The sequence below is a fragment of the Rhizobium sp. BT-226 genome (genome assembly GCF_025847085.2).
Lineage (GTDB): Bacteria > Pseudomonadota > Alphaproteobacteria > Rhizobiales > Rhizobiaceae > Rhizobium > Rhizobium sophorae.
This window is the reverse complement of sequence record NZ_JAOYTI010000005.1, coordinates 444012-468084: the sequence shown is the minus strand read 5'-3', so window position 1 is coordinate 468084 and position 24073 is coordinate 444012. Positions and strand designations below refer to the sequence as shown.

Sequence of the window (24073 nt, the reverse complement as noted above, 5' to 3'; positions counted from 1 at the left end):
GAGGCTGGAAAATGGTCGATGTGAGTGTACCCGCACCCGAAAAACCGGGGATGTATTTCTCGGGGATGGTGATCCTTTATGGCGTCAAACTCAATCTGAATCAAAGTTTTGGCGAATTCGACGCCGGCGAGACCGGAAACGCTGCCTTGCAGATGCAACTCTACAGAGGAGGCAAGAAGCAAGAGAACGACGAATATTCGATCGTCCTCGCCTACGGCTACTCTTTCGAGGGGCATTGTTATCGCTTGGACACCAACAGGGTTTTCATCGTCAAAGGTCCGAAGCCCGAGGACGCCGCGGGGTGCGGATTCGACGACCTTCCGACAGCTGCGAGGGGCAAATACCAAATGTGGCGCGTACGATCCAACGAGGAATTGCTCGAAATCGTCCTGAATTACGGCGACGTCAAGAAACTGATCCTCGACGCCAACCTGCCCGGTAGGAGATCGCCGTCATCCTATGCGATCACGGCGTCTTTGGCCCACCGAGATGGGCGCCTCAACCGTGAATAGAATTTTCAACAGTGGAGGGAAAGCGTCATGAAAGCGAGGATTTACTTCAAGATCGACATGACAGGCGTGCGGATCGAAGACGTGCTAGACGGTTACAATCCCGTCGGCCAATGGCCTAGCGTTGCCGCTGGATCAACTAAGGAGATCAGTCCCACCGACATCGGCGGGATTGCAACGGTCGATATACACGGCAAGGGCGTTTCCAATTCGAAAGATTACGACGAGAGGACGAACTTGAGACACGGGGAAAGGTATGACTTCCCTCCAGGCGTAAGCTCGGCCCTCGACGAAATTCCACAATTCGGTGACCTCGGCGAATTGGCACGCGAAATCGACAAGATACTCAAGAACACACCTTCTCCAGCCGCCAAGTCTTCGCGTGCCGCCAAGTTGTCTCTTTCTGCCCCCAAAGGGCCGAAATAGCAGTTCGTCTGACTGGCAAAAGCTCATGCTCGAGGCTCGAGATCAATGACCGATGACCTGCTGCCGGATGGCGGAGTCATGCTGTTTCCCTACGCTTTGAATAATTTCCACTTTCAGCCGACGACGATCCGCCAGGTGTTGAGCTCGAGCAGGATTTGAACCTGCGGCCTTCAGGTTATGAGCCACAGCCCAATCGCCCACACTACGCCGGTCCGAGTGATGCTAACAAGCGCCCCCTTGATCGCAAAGCTTCTCACGCAAAGAGCCCCGCGGTTGTTGCGACCGCGGGGCTCCTTGACGCCTTGCCCGGGAGAGGGGGTCAGGCGGCCTGGACTTTGCGAGCGGTGCGTGCCCATTCGGGCAGCCAGTCGCCGTGGGTGGCGAGCAGATCGTCGACCAGCGACCAGATCTGGTCGAGGTCGAGTTCGGCTGCCGTATGCGGGTCCATCATCGCGGCGTGGTAGATGTGCTCGCGATTTTCGGTCATCAGCGCCTGCACCGTCAGTTCCTGGACGTTGATATTGGTGCGGATCAGCGCGGTCAGCTGCGGCGGCAGGTCCCCGATGTAGGTCGGCTGGATGCCGGAGGCATCGACGAGGCAGGGCACTTCGGCAGCGCAATTGGCAGGCAGCGAAGTGATGCAGCCATTGTTGCGGACATTGCCGTAGATCACCGAAGGTTCGCCGGTCCAGACCGAATTGATGATCGAGGAGGCATATTCCTTCGACGGCTTGACCTCGATCTTGTCGGCCGAACGATAGGCCTCCGCCTGACCTTTCCAGCGCTCGATCTGCTCGATGCAACGCTTCGGATATTCATCGAGCGGAATGCCGAATTTCTCGATCAGGTCCTCACGGCCCTCCTTGATGAAATAGGGCGTATATTCGGCGAAATGCTCCGAGCTTTCGGTGACGAAATAGCCGAGCCGCGTCAGCATCTCGTAGCGCACCTTGTTCGGGCAGCGCGGGTTCCAGCCGGGCTTCGGCGCCCTGCCCTCGCGATAGGCGCGCAGCAGGTCGGGATAGAGATTGCGGTAGGACCCGTCCGGCTGGCGATGCTCGAATTTGAGATAGAAGGCCATGTGGTTGATGCCAGCCGCGCGGTAACGGATCTCCTCGTAAGGGATGTCGAGATCGTGGGCCAGTTCCATCGCCGTGCCCTGCACCGAATGGCAGAGGCCGACCTGGCGGATGGTCGGATATTTCTCGGCGATTGCCCAGGTGTTGATCGCCATCGGGTTGACGTATTGCAGCATGATCGCCTCAGGGCAGACGGCGAGCATATCCTCGCAGACCTTCCAGAGATGCGGCACGGTGCGAAGCCCGCGCATGATGCCGCCGACGCCGAGCGTATCGGCGATCGTCTGGCGCAGCCCGTATTTCTTCGGCACTTCGAAATCGGTGACCGTGCAGGGCTCATAACCGCCGATCTGGAAGGCGACGACGACGAAATCGGCGCCCGCAAGCGCCTTGCGCTGGTCGGAATAGGTCTCGGCCTTCGCCTTCACGCCGAGCGTCGAGATCAGCTTATTGACGACGATGGCGCTTTCTTCCAGCCGCTGCGGGTTGAGATCCATCAAGGCGATCGTCGCACCCGACAGGGCCGGACGCTGCAACACGTCGCCGACGATGTTCTTCATGAAGACGGTGGAGCCTGCTCCGATGAACGTGATTTTGGGATTTGCTGCCATTATAACCTCCGGCATTCGATAATCATGCTACCTCGAAAGCGGCCTTGACGAGCCGTTCGGTGTAGGCGGTCTTGGGATGGGTGAGAACTTCGTTGACAGGGCCCTCTTCGACGATCTTGCCATGCTGCATGACGATGACGCGATGGCAGAGAGCCCTGACGACCTTGAGATCGTGGGAGATGAACAGGTAACTCAGGCCCCGCTCGTCCTGCAGCTTGCGCAGGAGTTCGATGATCTGCGCCTGGACGGAAAGGTCGAGCGCCGATGTCGGCTCGTCGAGCAGGATGAATTCCGGCTCCAGCGCGATGGCGCGGGCAATCGCGATGCGCTGGCGCTGGCCGCCGGAAAATTCGTGCGGGAAGCGCGACAGGATATTGCCCGGCATGCCGGCGGCAATCAGCGCTTCGCGCACCCGGTCCTGCCGTTCGGCCTTGGTCGCGCCCAGCCTGTTGACGACGAGGCCCTCCTCGATGATCTGGCCGATCGTCATGCGCGGGTTGAGCGATGAGAAAGGATCCTGGAACACCACCTGCATGCGGGCGCGCAAGGGCCGCATCTCGGACCTAGACAGGCCGTGGATCGGCTGATTGTCGAAACGGATCTCGCCGCTCTCGGGCGTGTTCAACCGCAGGATCGCCTGGCCGAATGTCGTCTTGCCGGAACCGGATTCGCCGACGAGGCCGAGCGTCTCGTGACGGCGCAGCGTCAGGTCGAGGCTGTCGACGGCGACAAGCTCACGCATCGCCGGCTTGAGAAAGGTACCGTGACGCATCATGAAGGAGACGCGCACGCCCTTCGCTTCGAGGATGACATCCGATCCCTCCGGCAGCGGATTGGCCTGGCCACGCGGCTCGGAGGCAAGCAGATGCTTGGTGTAGACGTCCTGCGGATTGGCAAAGAGAGCTTCGGTGGTGTTGTGCTCGCGCACTTCGCCCAGCTGCATCACATAGACGTAATCCGAGAACTGCCGCACGACCGTTAGATCGTGAGTGATGAGGATGACGGCCATCCCCAGTTCCTTCTGCAGGTTGCGGATCAGGTTCAGGATCTGCGCCTGCACGGTGACGTCGAGCGCCGTCGTCGGCTCGTCGGCGATCAGCACGTCCGGATCGTTGGCAAGCGCCATGGCGATCATCACGCGCTGGCGCTGGCCGCCGGAAAGCTGATGCGGATATTGCATGAGCCGCGCGGCGGGATCGGGGATCTGCACATGTTCGAGCAATTCGAGCGCCCGCTTTTGCGCATCCCTCTTGCTGATCCGGCGATGGACGCGGATCGCCTCGACGATCTGGCTGCCGATCGTATAGATCGGGTTCAGCGAACTCATCGGCTCCTGGAAGATCATCGAGATGCGGTCGCCGCGCAGCTTGCGGCGCGCCCGCTCGGAAAATTTCAGGATGTTGCTGCCGTCATAGGCGACCGTCGATTTGTCGGAAACGACGGCGCGCTTCGACAACAGCCCCATCACCGTTCGCGCCGTCACCGATTTGCCGGAGCCGGATTCGCCGACGATCGCGATCGTCTCGCCGCGATAGAGCTGGAAGGAGACGTCCTTGACGGCCTCGACCATGCCGTCCTCGACCTTGAAATTCACGGCCACGTTGCGGGCGTCGATGATCGGCGTGTCCGAACGGCCATCATGATCGTGGCGGACGGGCGGGGCGAAGGAATTGACCAGTGCAAGAGCCATCGTCATCACCTCAATAAGGATCGACCGCGTCGCGCAGTCCGTCGCCGAGCGCATTGAATGCGAAGACGGTGACGAGCACGAAGCCGACGGGGGAGAGAATCCAGGGATAGGATCCGATGACGGAATAGGTCGCCGTGTCCTGCAGCATCAGCCCCCAGGAGATCAGCGGCGGCTTGACCGCAAAGCCTAAGAAACCGAGAAAGGATTCGAGCAGCACGACGCTCGGTATATGCAGGGTCACCGCGACGATGACATGGCTCATCACGTTCGGGAAGATATGCTGCATGATGATGCGTGTATCGGTGGCGCCGACGGCCATTGCCGCTCGGACATAATCGATGCGGGCGAGCGCCAGCGTCTTGCCGCGCACCTCGCGCGACATCTGCGCCCAGCCGAGCGCCGACATGACCACGATGACGAAGGCAAGGAAGACGTTGGTCGGCGCCGTCACCGGGATCAGCGAGGTCAGCGCCAGATAGAGCGGCAGTTGCGGGAAGGCGAGCACCAGTTCGACGAAACGCTGCAGCCAGACATCGAATGTGCCGCCGAAATAGCCGGACACCATGCCGACGGTCGTGCCGATGATGGTGACGATGAAGACCACCGTCAGCGCAATCGTCAGCGAGATGCGCGAGCCGATGATGGCACGCGACAGCACGTCGCGGCCGAACTTGTCGGTGCCGAGGAAATGCACCGGCTGGCCGTCGGTCGAGCCGAAGAAGTGCCGGTTGGCCGGGATCAGGCCGAAAAGCCGGTATTCGGCGCCCTTGACGAAGAAGCCGAGCAGCCGCGGGTTGTCGTAGTCGATGCCGACGATCGGCTGGAAGGTGACCGGGTCGAGCTCTTCGGAATCCGACAGCGCATAGACGCGCGGCTGGAAGACGAAATTGCCGTCCTTGTCGTGGAAGCTCATCACCTGTGGCGGCGCGAAGCCGACATCGGTCGCCTTCGGATCCATCGGCGCAAAGAAATCGGCAAAGATCGCCATCAGGAGCAGCAGCACGACGAGCACGAGCCCTGCCATGCCGGTCCAGGAGCGCCTCAGCCGGCGCCAGACAAGGGCGATATAGCTTTCATGCCCACGCGATGGCTTGGTGATGGAAAGTTCCGTCGTCGGCGGAGGCGGCGCGGAGTCGAAAGCCAACATCTCAGGCTCCTCCATATTGGCGGACACGCGGATCGAGCAGAGCAAGAAGCATGTCGGCGATGATGTTGCCGACGATCAGCGTCGCCGACAGCACCATCATGAAGGTGGCGGTGACATAGACGTCGCCGACCGCCATCGAGCCGACGATCGCCGGGCCGACAGTCGGCAGCGCGAAGATGATGGCGGTCTCGATCTCGCCGGTCAGCATGTAGGGCAGCACGACGCCCTGGTACATCACCAGCGGATGCAGCGCGTTCGGCACCGCATGGCGCATCACTACCGCTCCGCCGGAAAGGCCCTTGGCCTTGGCCGTCTCGACATACTGGGCATTCAGCGTATCGAGCAGATTGCCGCGCATCACCCGCATATTGTAGGCGAGCCCGCCGAAGGTAGCGATCGCCACGACCGGCCAGACATGATGGACGAGATCGACGAATTTCGCCCAGGACCAGGGCGCACCGCCATATTGCGGCGAGAAGAAGCTGCCGATTTCGGTGACGTTAAGCTGGAAGACCAGGAGATAGACGATGATCAGCGCCATCAGGAAGCGCGGCACCGTCATGCCGAGGAAGGAAATTCCCGAAAGCAGGCTGTCGATCCAGCTGTATTGGCGCGTTGCCGCCCAGATGCCGAAACCGATGCCAAGCACCGAGGCGAAGAGGTGGCAGACGAGCGCCAGAAGCAAGGTCCGCGGCAGGCGTTCGCCGACGACGTCGGCCACCGGCTTGTTGTAGAACATGCTGTAACCGAAATCGCCGCGCGTTACGATTCCGCCGATCCAGTTGACGTACTGGACGACCAGCGGCTTATCGAGCCCGTGTTCGACGCGGTAAGCCTGCGCCTGCGCTTCAGCCTGCGCATAAGAGGCGCCGCCCTGGTTGATCAGCTGGGAGCGGATGTAATCGGCATAGTCTCCGGGCGGGGCCTGGATGATTGCGAAAGTCACCACGCTCAGGATGAAGAGAATGGGGATCGCAGAGGCTATGCGCACGAGCAGGAATCGTAACATCAGACGGTTCGCTTCTCCTTGCCGCCAGTCGCTCCTTCTCAGCGCGGCCGGCTCGTTGGTCATATCAGGCCGCGCGCGGCACGCGCGGCCCGGAACTCACTTCAGCTGGGAGGGAGCTCTCCAGCGCGTCGCATCACATGCGACGCGCTTTGACTCTTTGTTTCCGGGCGGCATGCATCAGTTTATGGGACCCTTCTCGCCGGGTTTGCCGGGCAGCTGCTGCGGGAACAGCTCGTATTTGCCCTGCTTGTCGGCGGCCACCCACAGGCGTTCGCGGATGATCGAGTCTTCAGCCCAGTTGAACATCATGATCGGCGTGCCCTGCGGCACGTTCGAGAACCGCTTGTTGATGATCAGCGCGCCTGGATATTCCGTCAGGCCCACCGTGTTGACGTGCTCGGTCGAGATCTTCTGGTACTGCTTCATCAGGTCGACGCGTTCCTCGTTGCTCTGGCTCGTCCTGAACTTGTTGACGACGTCGATAAGCTCCTGTTCGAAGGGCATCAGATCGAGCTGGTCATCCTTGCCGGCGCGGTGGTGCCAGCTGGTGCGCGGACCGACAGGGGCGAGCTGTTCGGTGTTCTGCACCACTGACGACAGCTCCGTCGTGTTGCGCTGGATCAGCCAGTCGAAGCGGCCGGCATAATGGGCGTCGTCACGCTTGGCGCCGTCGAGCGCATTGATGACGATCTTCAGGCCGAGCTTCTCCATCTGGCCGACGACACCTTCGGCAAGGCTCTTGTCGGTCGTGTACTGATTGTTGATCAGCATGACGATTTCAACATCCTTGCCGCCTGCCTTGCCGGCCGGGAAGTTCACGATGCCGTTGCCATCCGTATCCTTGAGGCCGGCCTTGGCGAGTTCGGCCTTGGCGCCCTCGAGATCAAAGGGATAGTAGACGGTCGAGTTGCGGTCGTAGAAGCTGGTGCCGGAGGAGAGGCCGCCGGGATAGATCGCGGTGAACGGTCCCTTGACCAGCGAGTCGCCGATCGCCTTGCGGTCGAGCGCCATGGTGACGGCCTTGCGGAAATCTTCGTTGCGGTTCAGCTCGCGGATCGCCTGGCCGCGCTCGTCCGGATTGCCCCAGCCATTGGCGGAAAAATTCATGCGAAGATTGTAGCCGATGAGGCGCGGGCCGAAGGCGAGACGGGCGGGTGCGGTCGTTTCCGCGGCTCGCTTCAGCGAGGCGACGAAGTTTTCCGGCTGCTCGAGGTTCGAGATGTCGGCGGATCCGGCCACGGCCTGAACGTCGCGGTCGGCCCAGGTCGAGAGCTTGTAGTGCAGCTCGTTCAGATAAGGCAGCTGGTTGCCCTTCTCGTCGACCTTCCAGTAATAGGGGTTGCGGCGCATGACGATGATGTCGTCGGAGCGATATTCCACCGGCACCCAGCCGCCCATGACCGGCATGTTCATGAACTCCGGCGGGAAGGCGTTCTTGAACTGGTCGTAGGTATTCTTCGAATATTTCGGATGCTTCGGCTTCAGGATATGCGACGGACCCGGGCAGAAGTTCGGGTAGGACATCGTATAGAGATATTGCTTCGGGAAGGCTTCCTTGAAGGTCCATTCGACGGTGTAATCGTCGACCTTCTTCAGCGTCGTTCCGGCGCCGAAGGCTTCCGGCGAGGCGCCGCCGCCGAGCGGCGAGACGTTCGGGTCGATGACTTCGTCTTCCCAGTAGAACATGATGTCGTCGGCATTGAACGGCGCGCCGTCGGACCATTTGGCGCCTTCGATCAGGTGCATGGTCAGCTTATGGCCATCTTCAGACCAATCCCAGCTCTTGGCGAGGTTCGGCAGCGGCTCGGTGTCGGAGGCCTGCACCTGGAACAGCGGCGCGGTGCGCGTCAGGCATTCGGAAAGACCGATATCGATGCCGCCCCAGCCCTGCGTCTGGCCGGCGCCGTAGTTCCAGCCTTCCGGCCGGCCGCCGATGACGTGGCGCATCGTATCGCCGTAGACGCCGGTGCCATCGGGCATATTGCCTGTCTTGAAGACCAGCGGCTCCTTCGGCAGGCGGTCCTTGACCGGCGGCAGCTTGCCGGTGGCGACGAAATTCTTCGTGACCCAGTCGGGCTCGTGATATTCGGGCAGCGCCTTGAACTCCAGGATGGAGTCGCGCGCCACATAGTTGATCTTGCCCTCGGCGGGAAAGTCCGCCGGCGCCGGTGGGATGGTTGGCTCGGAGGCATAAGCGTTCAGTGCCGCGGCTGAGACGCTGAGCGCCAGACCGGCCAGGATGCCTGCGTTACGGAAATTCATCATCGTTTCTCCCTCTTGTTCCGGAGCGCGGGTTGCGCGGCTCCTTTTTCCTCGAACGACATGAAAGCGGGCCTGACGCCATGGATTTCCCTCCCGGAAACCCATGACGACCCATCCTTCAAGAAAATCAGACGGCCTGTTTCAGCGCCGCCTTTTCCGCGCGCAGCTCCTCGATCGAGCGAACGTTGCGGCGTGCTGCCCCCGCCCAGTCGCGGGTCTGCACCTTCGATTTCGACAGCCGCTCCTTGGCGGCCGGTACGGCGTCGGCATATTGCGGCAGCCAGCGCGCCTGGGCAACGACCATCTCGTCGACCATCTGCCAGACCTCTTCCGGCGTCGAGACGGCGCCGACCAGCGGATCGTGCAGCACGGCAAGCTTCAGAAGGTCGATGTCGCCCGATATTGCCGCATGCACCGACATGCGCTGGACGTTGATCGAGGCGATGCAGGTCGCCGCGCAGGCTTCCGGCAGGGTGACGCCGGAGACCATGTTGATGCCGAAGCGGTCGACGAAGCCGGGCGATTCGATGATCGCATCGGACGGCAGGTTGGTGATGACGCCATTGTTCTTGACGTTGAAATGGCCGCGATAGACCCGGTTCGTCTCCAGCGCCTCGAGGATATGGCTTGCATGTTCGTTCGAGCGCTTGGCGGGATCGATCGGTTTTGCGGCCGATTCCAGGAATTGCGGATATTCCGTCTCGAACCAGTTGCGCGTCTCGGTGGAATGGCGGAGATAGCCGCCGGTCTCGCCGTGGATCCAGTCGGACATGTCGATCCAGCGGGTGATTTCGTCCGGCCGCTTGCGATACCAGGGCAGGTATTCCGAGAGATGGCCGTTGCTTTCGGTGGAATAGACGCCGAAACGCTTCAGCACGTCGATGCGCAATTTCTCCTGCTGCGAATAGACCGGATGCGCCTCGAAGGCGGAAATCAGCTCGTCCTTGCCGATTTTGCGGCCATTGAGGCGCAGGTCGATGAACCAGGTCTGATGGTTGATGCCGGAGCAGATATAGTCGAGCTCGCTCAGCGACTTCGCGCCGAGCACCTCGGCGATCTGCTCGGCGCCGTGCTGGACGCCGTGGCAGAGGCCGACGGTGTCGACCTTGCCGTATTCGATCGCTGCCCAGGTGTTCATTGCCATCGGGTTGGCATAGTTCAGGAATTTCGCGCCTGGCTCGGCGACCTCGCGGATATCCTTGCAGAAATCGAGAATGACCGGGATGTTGCGCTGGCCATAGAGGATGCCGCCGGCGCAGATCGTATCACCGACGCACTGGTCGATGCCGTATTTCAACGGGATTCTGATATCATCGGCATAGGCCTCGAGCCCACCGACCCGGACGCAGCTGATGATGTAGCGCGCGCCTTCAAGCGCCTGGCGCCGGTTCGTCGTCGCCGTCACCTTCGTCGGCAGCCCGTTCGCCTCGACGACGCGGTCGAGGATCGCCTTGATCATTTCCAAATTATGTTCGCTGATATCGGTCAGCGCGAATTCGATGTCGCGAAACTCGGGAACGCACAATATATCGGTGAACAGCTTCTTGGTGAAACCGACGCTGCCCGCACCGATGATAGCGATTTTGAAACTCATGATCTTCACCTCGACCCAATCGAATGCTAAGGAAAAGAAGGCCATGGAGGACCGGGCCGCATGCCGACGCATGTGGCTGAAAACACCGTAAAATCCGCCTTTTTCCTCCCGGCCGCTCTGTCGGCCGTGGTCTCTTCCTCGTGTCGGCCGGGATTATGCCCGAAATCGGCAGGGCGACCAGAGAAGGATTATGCTTTCAGGGGTAATTTTGTGCTGCAGGATTTGATCGCCAACGGACAGTCGATGAGGACGGTTTCGCTGCCCCGCGGCCGCCAGCGTTTGCATGCCATGCCGACCAGCGCCGGCTATGAAGTGCGCGAGAACGAGACCTATGACTGGGACGGCCGGCGGCGCGGCCAGACCCCCTTCACCGTGCTGCAGCACACGATCAGCGGCAACGGCCAGCTGCGCTACCAGCACCGCAACTATCGGCTTCAGGGCGGCGACACGCTGCTCGTTCTGGTGCCGCACAATCATCGCTACTGGCTGGAGAAGGGCGACCGCTGGGAATATTTCTGGATCTCGATGAATGGCGAGGAAACCTTACGCATCCACCAGATGGTGCTGTCGACCGCCGGCCCGGTGCTGAAGCTGCAGCCCGCGACCATCGATCATCTCGCCGATTGCAGCCTGCGCCTGGTCAAGGGCGCGACATCGCCGGGTGCGGCCTCGGCGATCGCCTATGAAGCGGCGATGGCGCTTTACGACGACGTCTTCGGCTCGCCCGCCTTTGCCGCCGAACTCAGCCTCATGCAGCCGGTGATCGACCATATCAATGCCAATCTCGAAAAGCCGCTGCCGGTCAGCGAGCTTGCCGGCATCGTCGGCCTCAGCCGCGCGCATTTCTCGCGCAGCTTTGCCGAGAGCGAGGGCATGCCGCCGGCCGAATTCGTGCTGCAGCAGCGCCTGCAGCGCGCCGTCAAGCTTCTGACAAAGGCCGACTTCCTGCCGGTCAAGGAAGTCGCCATCATGTGCGGCTTCGAGGACCCCAACTACTTCTCCAAGGTCTTCCGCCGCGTCTACGGCACCAATCCTACCGAATTCCGCACGACGGGCATGTATGCCAGCATCGGCAAGCTGCGATAGCTGGCTATCCCAAGTTGCCTCAGGCCCGGACTTCAAACACCATGTTGAACGGCGTTTCCGTGGCGCGACGGAAATGCGTGAATCCGGCGTCGAGCGCGACCTTTCGAAGTTTCATTTCTCCCGCCTGCGCGCCGAGCCCGAGCCCCACCTCCTGGGAGAGCGATGCCGGCGTGCAGATCATCGTCGACGCGCCGTAATAGACGCGGCCGACCGGGTTGAGATTGTCCTTGAGTTGGTCATGGGCAAAAGGCTCGACGATCAGCCACGTGCCGTTCGGCCCGAGCGTTTCCTTGACATGCCGGCCGGCGCCGACCGGATCGCCCATGTCGTGAAGGCAGTCGAACATGGCGACCATATCATAGCCGCGCCCCGGAAATTCCGCCGCCGAGCCCTGCTCGAAGGTCACGCGGTCGGCAACGCCCGCGTCCTTCGCTGCGGCCTTCGCCCTTTCGATCGACGGGCCGTGATAGTCGAAGCCGGTAAAGCGGGACGCGGGATAGGCCTGCGCCATCAGGATGGTCGATGCGCCATGACCGCAGCCGACATCGGCGACACTGGCGCCGGCCTTGAGCTTTGCCTCAACCCCGGCAAGAGCCGGTATCCATTCGGCCACGAGATGGCTGTTGTAGCCCGGGCGAAAGAACCGTTCGGTGCCTCGGAAAAGGCAGGTGCTGTGCTCATGCCAACCAAGCCCCTTGCCGGTACGGAAGGCATCGGCGACCTTTGACTCGTCCATCCACATGGATTGCACGACCTCGAAGGCGCCGACGAAAAAGGCCGGGCTATTTTCCTCGGCAAACACCATCGCCTGCTCCGGCGTCAGGCTGAAACGATCGGTCTTTTCATCGTAAGCGACATAGTCGGCAGCCGCCTGGGCGCTCAGCCATTCCCTGAGATAACGCTCCTTTATCCCCGTTTTCGCGGCAAGGTCCTGAACACTCATCGGCGTTCCGTCGGCCATCGCCTTATAGATTCCGACCTGGTCGCCAAGCACGACCAAGGCACCTGACATGGCGGCGCCAACGTCTCCAACAAGACGACCGACAAGCGCATCAAGTTTTTGCATATCTGGCTCACGCATTGTTACCTCCCGGAAGCGTGATAAAGGTTAGCTAAATTAGTCTTTAATAATATTCAGTCAATCAACCTGGTCGTTGGGTAGATGAGCGCGGAGTATTATGGTCGAAAGACTGGAATAGGCGGGTCCATTCCAGCGCTCACTAACATGCTGTGCCGTCATGCACCTGCTCTCATCATTGCTTGTATCGAGATTGCGTTTTTAATATAATCTGCCCGAGGCAGAATCACACTTTTGATGCAAGGTTATTGTTTTGTGCCTATCTTCCGCTCAATGCCGCGCTGCTCGTGCCCTTTTGGCATGGTCTCAGGACGATCTCTCCTCGGCTTCAAAAGTCGCCAAAGCGACGATTGCTAATTTCGAGGCGGGGAAGCGCTCTCCCTACGAACGGACCCTTCAGGATATGAAGCACGCCCTGGAGGGCGCAGGCGTTGTTTTCATCCCTGAAAATGGCGGGGGTGCGGGCGTTCGCCTCGCAAAACGCGCCGATGCCTCGATCGACACGAATGAGACCGAGACGGTTCAATATGAAGAATATCTCGAAAACGACGCACCGCCCGGTGCGGGTGGCTGAATGATGGCAAAAAAAGAAAAGCTCGAACACTCCGAACTGGCGGGAGAATTCACCGAGGACGGGATCACCGTGCTCGTCGATATCTTCCGCACATCCGGCAGCAATGAGGACTGGACGATGGAGGTGGTCACGCAAGCGGAGGACCTGATCCGCTGGGACGAGCCATTTCCGACCGACCGGGATGCCTTCGACGAATTCCTGGCCGTCGTCGCCCGCGACGGCATTCGATCGTTTCTCGAAGATGAAGAACCATCCGTGCATTGAAGGATATCCGGTGAAGAGCATCAATGATCTGGTCGCATCAGCAAAAACCGTCTGCGATCGATACCGGGCCGGTCGGATGGAACGCGAGACCGTGCGGGAATGGGTTCTCGGACTTGGCGCCTATCCGCCGCCGCATGGTGACCGCGTGCGCGAAGCTGCCGAATGGTTCCGGCTGCACAATCGCGAACCTGTTTCCGAAGACATCGTGCTGGCCGACATCGACCGACTTGCAGCGATTGCAGCGCCGTGATCCCGGGGCGTGCGGGCGGACGAGCCAATGCAAACGCCTGCCCATATCCGGTCGTCGCCGCTTTGGCTAACCGTTCGATCCGGGCTGACGCAATTACGCCGGGACTCGGCGGCGTAGGACCAATGACGATCATGAGCCTTGTGCATAATAGCCCATCGCAGCTTCCATGCGGAAAGGTCTAGGGGTTCCGCAGCTTCGGCAAATGTGACACCTTTACCAGGCTGACATGGCTCCTGCATCTGACGCGCGAAGCGTAAGTCAAGCGCGGCTAAATAATTCAATTCGTGCGGAAGCAGAAGGAACAGCACGTGGCAGCATTTCCCGAAAAGGCAAAGGTCGTCATCATCGGGCTCGGCGGTATCGTCGGCGCCTCCATCGCGCATCATCTCGTCGAGCGCGGATGGGACGATATCGTCGGCATCGATAAGTCGGGCATACCGACCGATATCGGCTCGACAGCCCATGCCTCGGACTTCTGTTACACCACGAGCCACGACTATCTGTCGGTCTGGACCACGCAATATTCGATCGATTTCTACGAGAAGATGGGCCACTACGCGCGCATCGGCGGCCTTGAAGTGGCGCGCACCGGCGACGATACCTGGATGGAGGAAATCAAGCGCAAGCTTTCCTCGGCACGCGCTTTCGGCACGCGCGCCCATTATGTCAGCCCTTCCGAGATCAAGGAGAAATTCCCGCTGATCGAGGAAGATCAGGTGATGGGCGGCCTTTACGATCCAGATGCCGGCCTGGTCATTCCGCGCTCGCAGACCGTTGCCGGCAAACTGGTCGATGCCGCCGAACAGGCCGGCAAGCTCAAGGTGTTCGGCAACACGCCGGCCAAGTCGCTGATCGTCGAAGGCGGCCGCATCAAGGGCGTCGTCACCCATCGCGGCACGATCATAGCCGACCACGTCATCGTCTGTGCCGGCCTCTGGGGGCGCCTGATCGCGGAGATGGTCGGCGAAGACCTGCCGGTCATGCCGGTCGACCACCCGCTCACCTTCTTCGGCCCCTATAACGAGTTTGAAGGCACCGGCAAGGAAATCGGCTTCCCGCTGCTGCGCGACCAGGGCAACTCCGCCTATATGCGCGATACCGGCGACCCGGCGACGACGGAGGGCGGCCAGATTGAGTGGGGCTATTACGAAGCCGCCAATCCGCGCATGTGCCATCCGCGCGAGCTCCTTGAAAAACACGAAGCCCGCCTTTCGCCCTCCCAGCGTGACCTCGAGATGGAACAGATCATCGAGCCGCTCGAGCGCGCCATGGAACTGACGCCGATCCTCGGTGAACTCGGCTATAACGAGGGTCATTCCTTCAACGGCCTGTTGCAGGTTTCCGCCGGCGGCGGCGCATCCTGCGGCGAGAGCCAGAAGGTGCGCGGTCTCTGGTATTGCGTTGCCATCTGGGTCAAGGACGGCCCGGGCTATGGCAAGCTGATCGCCGACTGGATGACCGATGGCCGCACTGAAATCGATCACAACAGCATCGACTACGCCCGCTTCTATCCGCATCAGTTGACCGAAGAGTTCATCGAGGGCCGCTGCTACGAAGCCGCCCAGAAGATCTACTTCCCGGCCGTTCACACCCGCGAACCCTATGCATCCGGCCGCAACGCCAAACGCTCGCCCTTCTACGAGCGCGAAAAGGAGCTAGGCGGTTACTTCATGGAACTTGGCGGCTGGGAGCGTGCACACGGCTACGCCGCCAACGAGCACCTTCTGGAGAAATACGCCGACCGCGTCCCGCTTCGCGAGAATGAATGGGACAGCCGCCATTTCTGGCGCGTGTCGAATGCCGAGCATCTGGCGATGAGCGAGGATTGCGGCATCGTCAATCTCAGCCACTTCCACATGGTCGATATCGAGGGACCGGACCATGTCGAGCTGATGGAATGGCTGTGCGCCGCCAAGATCGGCGGCGATGCAAACATCGGCAAGGGCATTTACACCCACTTCCTCGACGACGAAGGCATGGTCCGCGCTGACTTCACCGTCTTCCGCATGGCCGACCGGTGCCGTCTCGTCAACGGCGCCGATGCCGGCCCGCGCGACCTGCACTATATGAAGCGCGTCGCCGAAGACCGCGGCCTTGACGTGACCATCACCGACGTCTCGGAAAAATTCGTGACGATCGGCATCTGGGGTCCGAACGCGCGCGACACGCTGAAGAAGGCTGTCGCCGATCCGGCCGGCCTCGATCAGGAAAACTTCGCCTTTGCGGCGATCAAGCCGATCGAAATCGCCGGTAAGCCCGTCACCGCCTTCCGCATCTCCTATGTCGGCGAGCAGGGCTGGGAACTGCACATGAAGTACGAAGACGGCCTCGCCGTCTGGGATGCACTCCGCGCGACCGGTGTGATGGCCTTCGGCGTCGAAACCTATGCAAACTCGCGCCGCATGGAGAAGAGCCTACGCCTGCAGAACGCCGACCTGCTGACCCAGTACAACCTGATCGAAGCCGATCTCGCCCGTCCGAAGGTCAAGGAAGCCGATTTCCGCGGCAAGGCAAAACATCTGGAATACAAGGCGCGCGAGCACCAGCCGGCCATGCTCTGCACGCTTGTGATGACCGAGAACACCGACATATCAGGCGTGAAGCGTTATCCCGTCGGCAACATGCCGGTTGTCGATCCCGCCACGGGAGAGGTCCTGGTCGACGAGCTTGGCCGTCGGTCCTACACGACCTCGGTCGCCTACGGCCCAACGGTCGGAAAGAACATCGCCTTGGCCTATCTGCCCTGGTCGCATTGCCAGGTCGGACGCAGGCTGAATGTCGAGTATTTCGCCGAGACTTATCCGGTCGAGGTTGTCGGCGTCGGGTACAAGCCGATCTATGACCCAGAAAATCTGAAGCCGCGCACCTGAGCACATCGGCCCGAAATCGGAGTCGATTTCCGGAAACGTGCGAGGATTGAAAGTGTTACAGCGCCGCGTGTCTTAAAAGATGCGCGGCGCTGTAAGCGCTCCAGAACTTGTGACGCCGCAAGGATGGGGCGCCACAAACATGAGGTTGATCGTCAGCGCCACGCTGAACGGCGGCTCGGATGGTCGCTGGTGACCCGGATCCGTCAGCTGTCCGCTTCCGACGCTCTGGATGCTGGCGCTATTTTGCGGTTGCCTCGCAGTCGGATTGGAAGTCAGGATGCGGCGGAGCCATCATTAGAATTCGAGAGTGAGGCATGATGCTGTCCGAAAACCGCTCACACTTTCCAGCATCATGCTCTGGCGAGTGGACAGTCTATGCTTGATAATCCCACATGGTCCGGAGTGCTTGCTGATCCTGTCGTCCAGGCCGGGACGTTGGCCGTGGTCGGTGCGATCATCACGCGCATAGCGCTTCGGCCCTTCCCGAGCTGGAAGCTCGCAGGCCAAGTGTTTTTCTTCGCGGCGCTGACCGTCCTGCTGCTCTATCACGACATCGTACCCTACGAAGTCGGGCCGGCGACGGCTTCGACCTTCGAACGCGTCTTCATCGCCCTTGCCAAGGTGGTCTGGTGGATCAATGCCGCCTGGGCGCTAATCGCCTTCGTCCGCGTCTTCCTGATCTTCGAACGCCAACCGCGCGAAGGTCGCCTCGTTCAGGATCTGGTCATCGGCCTGATCTATCTCGGCGCGATCCTCTCGGTGGTCGCTTATGTCTTCAGCTTTCCCGTCGGCACGCTGATCGCCACATCGGGCGTCTTTGCCATCATCCTCGGCCTGGCGATGCAAAGCACCCTGAGCGACGTCTTTTCCGGCATCGCGCTCAACCTCGGCCGTCCCTATACGATCGGCGACTGGATCGTGCTGAATGACGGCGTCGAGGGTCGTGTCGTCGAAACCAACTGGCGCTCCACCCATCTGCTGAACGGCTCGAACGACCTCGTCGTCCTGCCCAATAGTTTTCTGGCCAAGGTCGGGCTGACCAACCTCAGCAGTCCCGACCGCAGTCACGGGGCAACGCTGACGGTCCGCGTCGTGCCGACGATCGGGCCATCGGCGATCATCGACGTCATGCGCGCCGTGCTCTTGAGCAGCGGCTCGATCCTGACTGAGCCGAAACCCGGCGTGCAGATCAAATCGCTGACATCAGATGCAGTGGAGCTGGAACTCTCCTTCCGCGTCAAGGATATCGGCCAGACGGGGCCGGCGAAGAACGAGATTTTCGATCTCATCTACCGCCATATCAAGGCTGCCGGCCTCACCTTGGCACGGCCGCTCGACGCCGCTGGCCCACCGCCCGACCAGTTGCAGCCGGAAGAGGTGGTGAAGCCGCACCGGCCGACGCCGCTCAAGCTTCTCGACGCCATCCCGTTGTTTTCCTCGCTGACCGAGGACGAGAAGGAAACGCTGGCTGCCTCCATGACCCGGCGGACCTACAAAAAGGATTCCATCCTCATCGAGCAGGGCGATACGGTCGCATCGCTGATGATCGTGCGCAGCGGCGCCCTCGTCGCGACACGGCAGGAAGGCCATAAGGAAATCGAACTCGGCCGGCTGGCGCCGGGCGATTATTTCGGCGAAAGCGGACTGCTGATCGGCGTCGGCGAAGCCGCCAGCCTGCGGGCGCTGACCTTCGTCGTCGTCTACGAGATCGCCCAGGCAAGCCTGACGCCGCTGCTGCACGACCGGCCCGGCATCGCCGAAGAGCTTGCCGCCACCCTCTTACGCCGTATCGAGACCGGCCAGCACTCTTTCGCGGCCGAAGGCGCCACGTTGCACGGCCGCTCGGTGAGCTCGCTGGTGACGCGCATCCGCCACCTGTTCCAGGTGCCGCAATAGCTGCCCTAAATCAAAGAAATGCATGATGTCGTTCGAAACCCGCTTCACACTTTTCGGCATCACATGCTCCGGACTATTTCCGCTGAAACTTCCTCCGCGCCGCGCGCGCCACGCTCTCGGCGAGGATCAGCAGGCAGCCGAGGAGAAGCAGGGCGGCGGCGAGCAGCGCGTCGGCATGGGCGAATTTTACCAGCACGCCGACAAGGGCGATCAATAGCAGCGCCGCCAGCGCCAGCGCGCCGTCGTCGATGAACATGCCGAAGAATTCCCTGAACACGAGTTTGAGAATATTCGTCATGCGGCGACCTCGGCATTGGCGTTGAAATACTGCCGCAGCATCCGGACTGCGGCGAAAGAAAAGACGGCGAGCACGGCAAGGATCGCCAGGAGCGAAAGGTCGGCGCCCGGCCACTCGGCGCCGATGCCCTCGCCGACCCAGAATATGCCGAAGGCGCTGAGCAGCAGCCCGACGACGAATTTGAGGCTGTTCTCCGGAACCGCCGAGAGCGGTTTGTGGACGAAGAGGCCGATGATCAGCACCAGCAGGCAAGCCGCGGCGGCCCCAAGGCTGGCATAGCCGATCATGCCATGTCCGGCGCCGGTGGCGATAACGATGAACACCACTTCGATCCCCTCGAGCAGCACGGCCTTGAAGGCCGCAATGCCCGCCAGTAAATTCGCGCGGCGCTCTGAGGATTGGCGCCTCAGACTATCCGTCTCGGCCGCAAAGGCCTTGTCCTCGTCGTGCAGCGCGATGATGCCCGAAGCCCTGAGGATCGCCTTGCGCAACCAGCGCAGGCCGAAGAGAACGAGCAGCGTTCCGATGACGAACTGCATCAGCTCGACCGGAATGAGGTGGAGCAATGGACCGAGCGCCAGCACAAGGATGGCCAGAACGCCGAGCGCCAGACCAGTGCCGATGAAGGCCGGACGCCAGCTTTGCGTGACGCCGACGGCGAGGATGATGGTGAAGGCTTCGACGACCTCGACGAAGGAGCCGAGAAATGCGGCCGTAACCGTCGAGGTGATCGTTGTCAGAGTTGCCATGGTTTTTGTCCATTATACCGACGGAGATCAAGGTCCAGTTGATGCCGCAACACTGTGCAACAGCTGCATGAAGGGGAAAAGGCGTGCGCTGCTAAAGATTGTGCATGAAGGGCATTGAAGCATGAGATTGAAAATCTGGAAGCGGATCGGCCCTGATCGGCATCCCCTATCTCTCCGCCGTCACGCCATGGACGAGACTTGGGAGAGCTATCTGCTGTCGCCGTTTCCAGCCTCGGCGGCACCATCTGGCGCGCGGCTTGGAACGAACCGTTTCGAGATCAGCCAGCAGCCAAGTGCCCAGAGTGCGCCGGCGCACCATCCGGCTAAGACGTCCGTGGGGTAATGGACCCCGAGATAGATTCGGCTCAAACCGACGATGACGGCAAGGAAGACGCCGGCGCCCATCACGAAGATCCGCGTCGAGGGATAACGCTGCGTTCGCGCCACGAGCGCCCCTAGCGTCAAGTAGGTCACCGCCGAGACCATGGCATGTCCGCTGGGAAAGCTGAGATCGCTCACTTCGACCAGATGCGGCACGATATCGGGACGCGGCCGGGCGACAAGGATCTTCAGTGTCGCGCTCGCCAGCCAGCCGGTCAGCACCGAGGAAAAGACGAAGATGGCGATCGGCCAGCGCCGGTCGAACAGAAGATAGATGGTGATCAGAGCCGTCAGCAGCGAGAGGACGGTGATGCCGCCGAGGGCGGTGATATCGTCGACGGCATGCGTCAGCCAGCCGGGGCCGATCGGCACGGCAAGATCGTCCGCACGTCTCAACGCCAGCAGAATCACCTCGTCGAAGCGAAAGGTCTCCCCTTCCAGGACTTCGCTGGTCAGCCGCTGGAGCACGAACAGTCCGCCCGCGATTGACGCGAGCGTAATCAGCGTCAGCGGTTCATAGGCGGTAAGCCTTGTCAGAAAACCTTGTCGTTGAACCTCAGTCATGCCTGCCGTCGAACTCCCGTTTCTCATGTCGGTCCCCGCCAGATTGGCAATGCGAAGCGAGGTTTCAAGACCTTACGGCATTCAAGAGCATTCCCGATGGTGGCCGCCGGCTGATATGGGCGCGCTCGGTAGCAAAAGCTCAACCTTCTTTTGCTATCGCTGGAGCCTATTGCGTTGGAGATGGTTTCGCGATGAAAATTCCGACAGTAATGGTTCTGATGGCAGCCGCGCTGCAGCCGGTCTCAGCCTTCGGCGAGACCGAATGGATCGGTGGCGCGAGACAATGGTCGGTCGGTTTCGCCAATGAGAGCCCGCATCCCTATTGCCGTCTGGTGTGGGACAGCGAGATCGGCAAGACCATGGAATTCCGCCAGAGCGCGACCGAGACGTTCTGGCTGGTCGCAAAGACCACATGGGACATTCCGGCCGGCACCAAGACCGAGGTGACGCTGACCGACCGTGCGGCGACGAAAGTAATCGCGGCCGATTTCTTCGACAAGAACACGCTTCGCCTCTGGGGTCCTGCCAGCAAGGGGAGCGCCGGACTGAAGAAGATCATCAAGAATTCCTTTGCCGGAATGCCTGACGTGCAGATCACCTTTGCCGGTGACGAAGGCGACTGGACGCTGCCGCTCTCGCGGGTGGAGCAGCTCTACCCGACCTTCGTCCTGTGCCTCAAACGTCTCGAGGCCGGCGAAAAGCCAAAGCAGAATTCCGAAACACAGCCGTTCTGAGGCCGATTATAGCGGCGGCGCAGTCTCGCGGATCAGGCTGCGGACAGCCTCGATATCGCCGTTGAGCGGCCGTTCGTCATCATAATGGGAAACATGTTCCCGCACGGCTTGATAGACAAGATTCGTGCCCGCCGCCCGCGCCGCCGTCGCCGCCAGGAAATCATGTGCCTGGGCAGCGGCCATCAGTTCGATCGCCAGGATATATTCGGCATTATCGATGACGGCGAGCAGCTTGCCGGCGGCGGCCGTCGGGTGTGCGAGGAAATCTTCCTGCAGGCCGGAGGTCAGCCCGCCATCCATGGCCGCGGGTGCGGCAAGGCGACGGTTCTCGTTGCTGAGCGCGGCGGCAGTATATTGGGCAATCATGAAGCCGGAATGGCTGCCAGCGTCGCTGGCGAGGAAGGGCGGCAGGCCGCTGACCAGCGGATTGACGAGCCGGTCCATGCGCCGTTCGCTGATGGCGCCGATCTGTGCGAGCGCAATCGCCAGGCTATCGGCCGCTTGCCCGAGCGCCGGGGCAACGGCATGGGCCTCGGAGGAGACGATCGGCTGTTCCGGCGTGCCTGAAACAGCCGGATTGTCCGTCACCGAAGCAAGTTCCTGATCGACGACGCGAGCGGAATTGTCGAAGACATCGCGGGCGGCGCCATGCGCATGCGGAACCGAACGAAGGCTGAGCGCATCCTGCGTACGCCGGCCGAAGGCGGCGGCGACAAGGCCGCTGCCCTGGAGCCGGGCGCGCAGCGTCGCTCCGACTTTCTCTATTCCCGCCGATGGGCGCAGCGCCAGCACGGCCGCGTCGAAGGCGGCGATCTGGCAGCCCGCCGCTTCCAACGTCAGCGCTGCGATCGCATCGGCCCAGTCGAGCAGCCGTTCGGCGCGCGAAAGCGCGACAGCGGTCAGGCCGGTGGCGCAGGCCGTGCCGTTGACAAGGCTCAAGCCCTCCTTGGCGCCGAGCACCAGCGGTTCGAGGCCGATGGCGGCCAGCGCTTCGCGGCCACTCATGCGCCGGCCGCCCAGGTGAGCGCTGCCTTCGCCGATCAGAACAAGCGCAATATGGGCATTGTGGACGAGATAACCGGCAGAGCCCTTGGACGGCACGTCGGGAATGCAATCATGTTCCAGCATGGCCGCAAGATGCTCGACGATCTCGCGTCGCACGCCGGAATGGCCATGGGCGAAATTGGCAATCTCAGCCGCAATGATGGCGCGTACCTCGCGGGCAGCCAGCAATGGCCCGACGCCGCAGGCATGGCTGAGAACGATGCTGCGCGACAACAGGCTCTGCGAGGCACGATCGACCACGGTATCGGCCAGCGCCCCGACGCCGGTATTGACGCCATAGGCGCGCACCCCGGTCTCGACGATGCGCGCAACGATGCGGCTTGCCTGCTCGACGCGCGCTGAGGCGGCGGGCGACAGCGCAAGTGCTTCCCCTGCCCCGACGCGCGCAACATCGCGCCACGTGAGCACGGCATCGATGGTGATCGTCATTGACCGCTTCCGAAATGACCGATGAACTGGCGGAAAGCGGGTGTCGCGCCGCCGGTAAACATCTCGTCCGGCTTGCCGCTGCTTTCGATCAGCCCTTCGCGCATGAAGACCACGCGGTTCGAGACGTTGCGGGCAAAGCTCATCTCATGGGTGACGACGAGCATAGTCATGCCCTCCTCGGCAAGCGCGCGCATGACGCGCAGCACCTCGCCGACAAGCTCCGGATCGAGCGCCGAAGTCGGCTCGTCGAAGAGCATCACCTTCGGCTTCATCGCCAGCGCGCGGGCGATTGCGGCGCGCTGCTGCTGGCCGCCGGAGAGATGGGCGGGATAGGCGTGGCGCTTATCAGCGATGCCGACCTTTTCGAGCAGCGCTTCAGCCTCGGCGATGCAGTCGGCGCGCGGCCGCTTCAGCACATGGATCGGGCCCTCGATGACGTTCTGCAGGATCGTCATATGGGACCAGAGATTGAAGGACTGGAACACCATGCCGAGTTCGGAGCGGATATGGTCCACCTGCTTCTGGCTGGCCGGCTTGCTCCGCCCGCCCTTGTGAACCATGCGGATCTCCTCGCCGTCGACCCAGATCTCGCCGTCGCTGGCGGTTTCCAGCATGTTGATGCAGCGCAGAAAGGTCGACTTGCCGGAGCCGGAGGCGCCGAGCAGCGAAATCACGTCGCCGTCTTCCGCATCGAGGGAAATGCCGCGCAAGACCTCGTGCGTACCGAAGCTCTTGCGGATATTGCGGACCGATAGTCGGGTTACGCCTGGCATGAGTGCTCCAATCGGGTCAAAAAGCCGCTTACGCCTTCAGCGCCTGCGGGGCCGCGCGGCGGTGTCGGGAGAGCGAATATTCGAGCAGAGCCATGCCCTGCAGGATGATGAAGTTGAGGACGAGATAGATGATCGCCGCACAGAGAAAGACTTCCATCGTGCGGTAGGTCTGCGAGATCAGCCGCTGGGCGACGCCGGTGACCTCCCAGACGGTGACGAGGCTTGCGAGCGCCGTCGACTTCATCATCAGCACGATCTCGGTGGAATAGGCCGGCAATGCGTGGCGGAAGGCGATCGGCGCCAGGATGCGGCGGACCAGCAGGAAGCCGGACATGCCGATCGAGCGCGCCGCCTCGATCTCCTTCGGCGAGACGGCGCGAATGCCGCCACGGAAGATCTCCGCCGTGTAGCCGGCGGTGCAGAGCGCCAGCGACAGCACGGCGCAGACCATCGGCTCACGCAGGAACGGCCAGAGGAAAGAGTAGCGGATGACGCCGAACTGGCCGAGGCCGTAAAACACCAGGAACATCTGGATCAGCAGCGGCGAGCCGCGGAAGATGAAGATGTAACCCTTGGCAAAGCTAGAAAGCACCGGGTTGCCGCTGGTCCGCATCCAGACGATGACGAGCGCCAGCAGGCCACCTGTGATGATCGACAGCGAAAACAGGATGAGCGTCGTCGGTACGGCCTTGAGCAGGGTGACCATGGTCGAGGCGATGAAGGTGAAATCCATTG

At 61.5% G+C, this 24073-nt stretch carries 22 protein-coding genes; 9 read left to right on the top strand and 13 right to left on the bottom strand.

All coding sequences use genetic code 11. The annotated features are described in order from the left end of the window. Positions 1–11: 11 nt before the first annotated feature. Together OIU37_RS29235 and OIU37_RS29230 are read left to right on the top strand one after the other, a co-directional pair. Complete coding sequence (locus OIU37_RS29235) at positions 12–512, top strand: hypothetical protein (RefSeq protein WP_264259421.1); 501 nt, start codon at positions 12–14, stop codon at positions 510–512. Between the two features lie 27 nt (positions 513–539). After that, positions 540–935: a hypothetical protein gene (locus tag OIU37_RS29230; RefSeq protein WP_264259420.1), complete on the top strand. Its 396-nt coding sequence runs from the start codon at positions 540–542 to the stop codon at positions 933–935. 319 nt (positions 936–1254) lie between these two features. Here the strand turns inward: OIU37_RS29230 and OIU37_RS29225 are convergent, their stop codons facing one another. From OIU37_RS29225 to OIU37_RS29200, 6 genes are all read right to left on the bottom strand, one after another. Beyond that, positions 1255–2625, bottom strand: a complete 1371-nt coding sequence (locus tag OIU37_RS29225; RefSeq protein ID WP_180696937.1) for an alpha-glucosidase/alpha-galactosidase — start codon at positions 2623–2625, stop codon at positions 1255–1257. Between the two features lie 22 nt (positions 2626–2647). Then, positions 2648–4315, bottom strand: a complete 1668-nt coding sequence (locus tag OIU37_RS29220; protein ID WP_264259419.1) for an ABC transporter ATP-binding protein — start codon at positions 4313–4315, stop codon at positions 2648–2650. 10 nt (positions 4316–4325) lie between these two features. Continuing rightward, positions 4326–5462 (bottom strand): ABC transporter permease, encoded by a 1137-nt coding sequence (locus tag OIU37_RS29215; RefSeq protein ID WP_264259418.1) that lies wholly within the window; start codon positions 5460–5462, stop codon positions 4326–4328. A 1-nt stretch (position 5463) separates the two neighbouring features. Further along, positions 5464–6471, bottom strand: coding sequence for an ABC transporter permease (locus tag OIU37_RS29210; RefSeq protein WP_168320911.1), 1008 nt, complete (start codon positions 6469–6471; stop codon positions 5464–5466). Between the two features lie 177 nt (positions 6472–6648). After that, entirely contained in the window at positions 6649–8736 is a 2088-nt protein-coding gene (locus tag OIU37_RS29205) for an ABC transporter substrate-binding protein (protein WP_264259417.1), read from the bottom strand. Positions 8737–8860: 124 nt separating this feature from the next. Continuing rightward, positions 8861–10327, bottom strand: coding sequence for an alpha-glucosidase/alpha-galactosidase (locus tag OIU37_RS29200; protein WP_180696933.1), 1467 nt, complete (start codon positions 10325–10327; stop codon positions 8861–8863). 60 nt (positions 10328–10387) lie between these two features. On the opposite strand from OIU37_RS29200, the gene OIU37_RS29195 reads away from it, so the two are divergent. Next, positions 10388–11413, top strand: a complete 1026-nt coding sequence (locus OIU37_RS29195; RefSeq protein ID WP_264259416.1) for an AraC family transcriptional regulator — start codon at positions 10388–10390, stop codon at positions 11411–11413. A 19-nt stretch (positions 11414–11432) separates the two neighbouring features. On the opposite strand, the gene OIU37_RS29190 is transcribed toward OIU37_RS29195, so the two are convergent. Continuing rightward, on the bottom strand, positions 11433–12494 hold the full coding sequence (locus OIU37_RS29190) for a class I SAM-dependent methyltransferase (RefSeq protein ID WP_264259415.1): 1062 nt from the start codon (positions 12492–12494) through the stop codon (positions 11433–11435). Positions 12495–12744: 250 nt separating this feature from the next. On the opposite strand from OIU37_RS29190, the gene OIU37_RS29185 reads away from it, so the two are divergent. From OIU37_RS29185 to OIU37_RS29165, 5 genes are all read left to right on the top strand, one after another. After that, on the top strand, positions 12745–13065 hold the full coding sequence (locus OIU37_RS29185; protein ID WP_129419404.1) for a helix-turn-helix domain-containing protein: 321 nt from the start codon (positions 12745–12747) through the stop codon (positions 13063–13065). A gap of 3 nt (positions 13066–13068) precedes the next feature. Next, on the top strand, positions 13069–13329 hold the full coding sequence (locus OIU37_RS29180; RefSeq protein ID WP_180696929.1) for a hypothetical protein: 261 nt from the start codon (positions 13069–13071) through the stop codon (positions 13327–13329). A gap of 10 nt (positions 13330–13339) precedes the next feature. Continuing rightward, on the top strand, positions 13340–13579 hold the full coding sequence (locus OIU37_RS29175; protein ID WP_168289155.1) for a hypothetical protein: 240 nt from the start codon (positions 13340–13342) through the stop codon (positions 13577–13579). A 308-nt stretch (positions 13580–13887) separates the two neighbouring features. Further along, positions 13888–16449, top strand: a complete 2562-nt coding sequence (locus OIU37_RS29170; protein WP_264259414.1) for an FAD-dependent oxidoreductase — start codon at positions 13888–13890, stop codon at positions 16447–16449. 375 nt (positions 16450–16824) lie between these two features. Beyond that, a complete protein-coding gene (locus tag OIU37_RS29165; RefSeq protein ID WP_264259413.1) occupies positions 16825–18345 on the top strand; it encodes a mechanosensitive ion channel family protein in 1521 nt (506 codons plus the stop codon). Between the two features lie 73 nt (positions 18346–18418). On the opposite strand, the gene OIU37_RS29160 is transcribed toward OIU37_RS29165, so the two are convergent. The 3 genes from OIU37_RS29160 to OIU37_RS29150 form a co-directional block, all read right to left on the bottom strand. Continuing rightward, positions 18419–18643 (bottom strand): hypothetical protein, encoded by a 225-nt coding sequence (locus OIU37_RS29160; protein WP_171605052.1) that lies wholly within the window; start codon positions 18641–18643, stop codon positions 18419–18421. Beyond that, positions 18640–19392 carry a COG4280 domain-containing protein gene (locus OIU37_RS29155; protein WP_171605051.1) on the bottom strand — a complete coding sequence of 251 codons (753 nt, stop codon included), beginning with the start codon at positions 19390–19392 and terminating at the stop codon, positions 18640–18642. The genes OIU37_RS29160 and OIU37_RS29155 overlap by 4 nt, the downstream gene beginning before the upstream one ends. Before the next feature lie 207 nt (positions 19393–19599). Further along, positions 19600–20337 (bottom strand): phosphatase PAP2 family protein, encoded by a 738-nt coding sequence (locus OIU37_RS29150; protein WP_171605050.1) that lies wholly within the window; start codon positions 20335–20337, stop codon positions 19600–19602. Positions 20338–20528: 191 nt separating this feature from the next. Between OIU37_RS29150 and OIU37_RS29145 the strand changes: the two genes are divergently transcribed. Continuing rightward, positions 20529–21071 (top strand): hypothetical protein, encoded by a 543-nt coding sequence (locus OIU37_RS29145; protein ID WP_180696924.1) that lies wholly within the window; start codon positions 20529–20531, stop codon positions 21069–21071. 6 nt (positions 21072–21077) lie between these two features. Here OIU37_RS29145 and hutH read toward each other — a convergent pair whose 3' ends face one another. From hutH to OIU37_RS29130, 3 genes are read right to left on the bottom strand one after another with little or no spacing between them, the layout of a single operon-like run. Then, on the bottom strand, positions 21078–22565 hold the full coding sequence (gene hutH, locus OIU37_RS29140) for a histidine ammonia-lyase (protein WP_182208470.1): 1488 nt from the start codon (positions 22563–22565) through the stop codon (positions 21078–21080). Continuing rightward, the gene (locus tag OIU37_RS29135; RefSeq protein ID WP_018448840.1) at positions 22562–23338 is read right to left on the bottom strand and encodes an ABC transporter ATP-binding protein; all 777 of its coding nucleotides are present in this window, start codon (positions 23336–23338) and stop codon (positions 22562–22564) included. Before OIU37_RS29135 ends, hutH begins: the two co-directional genes overlap by 4 nt. 28 nt (positions 23339–23366) lie before the next feature. Beyond that, on the bottom strand, positions 23367–24071 hold the full coding sequence (locus OIU37_RS29130; RefSeq protein ID WP_180696922.1) for an ABC transporter permease: 705 nt from the start codon (positions 24069–24071) through the stop codon (positions 23367–23369). Positions 24072–24073: the final 2 nt, after the last annotated feature.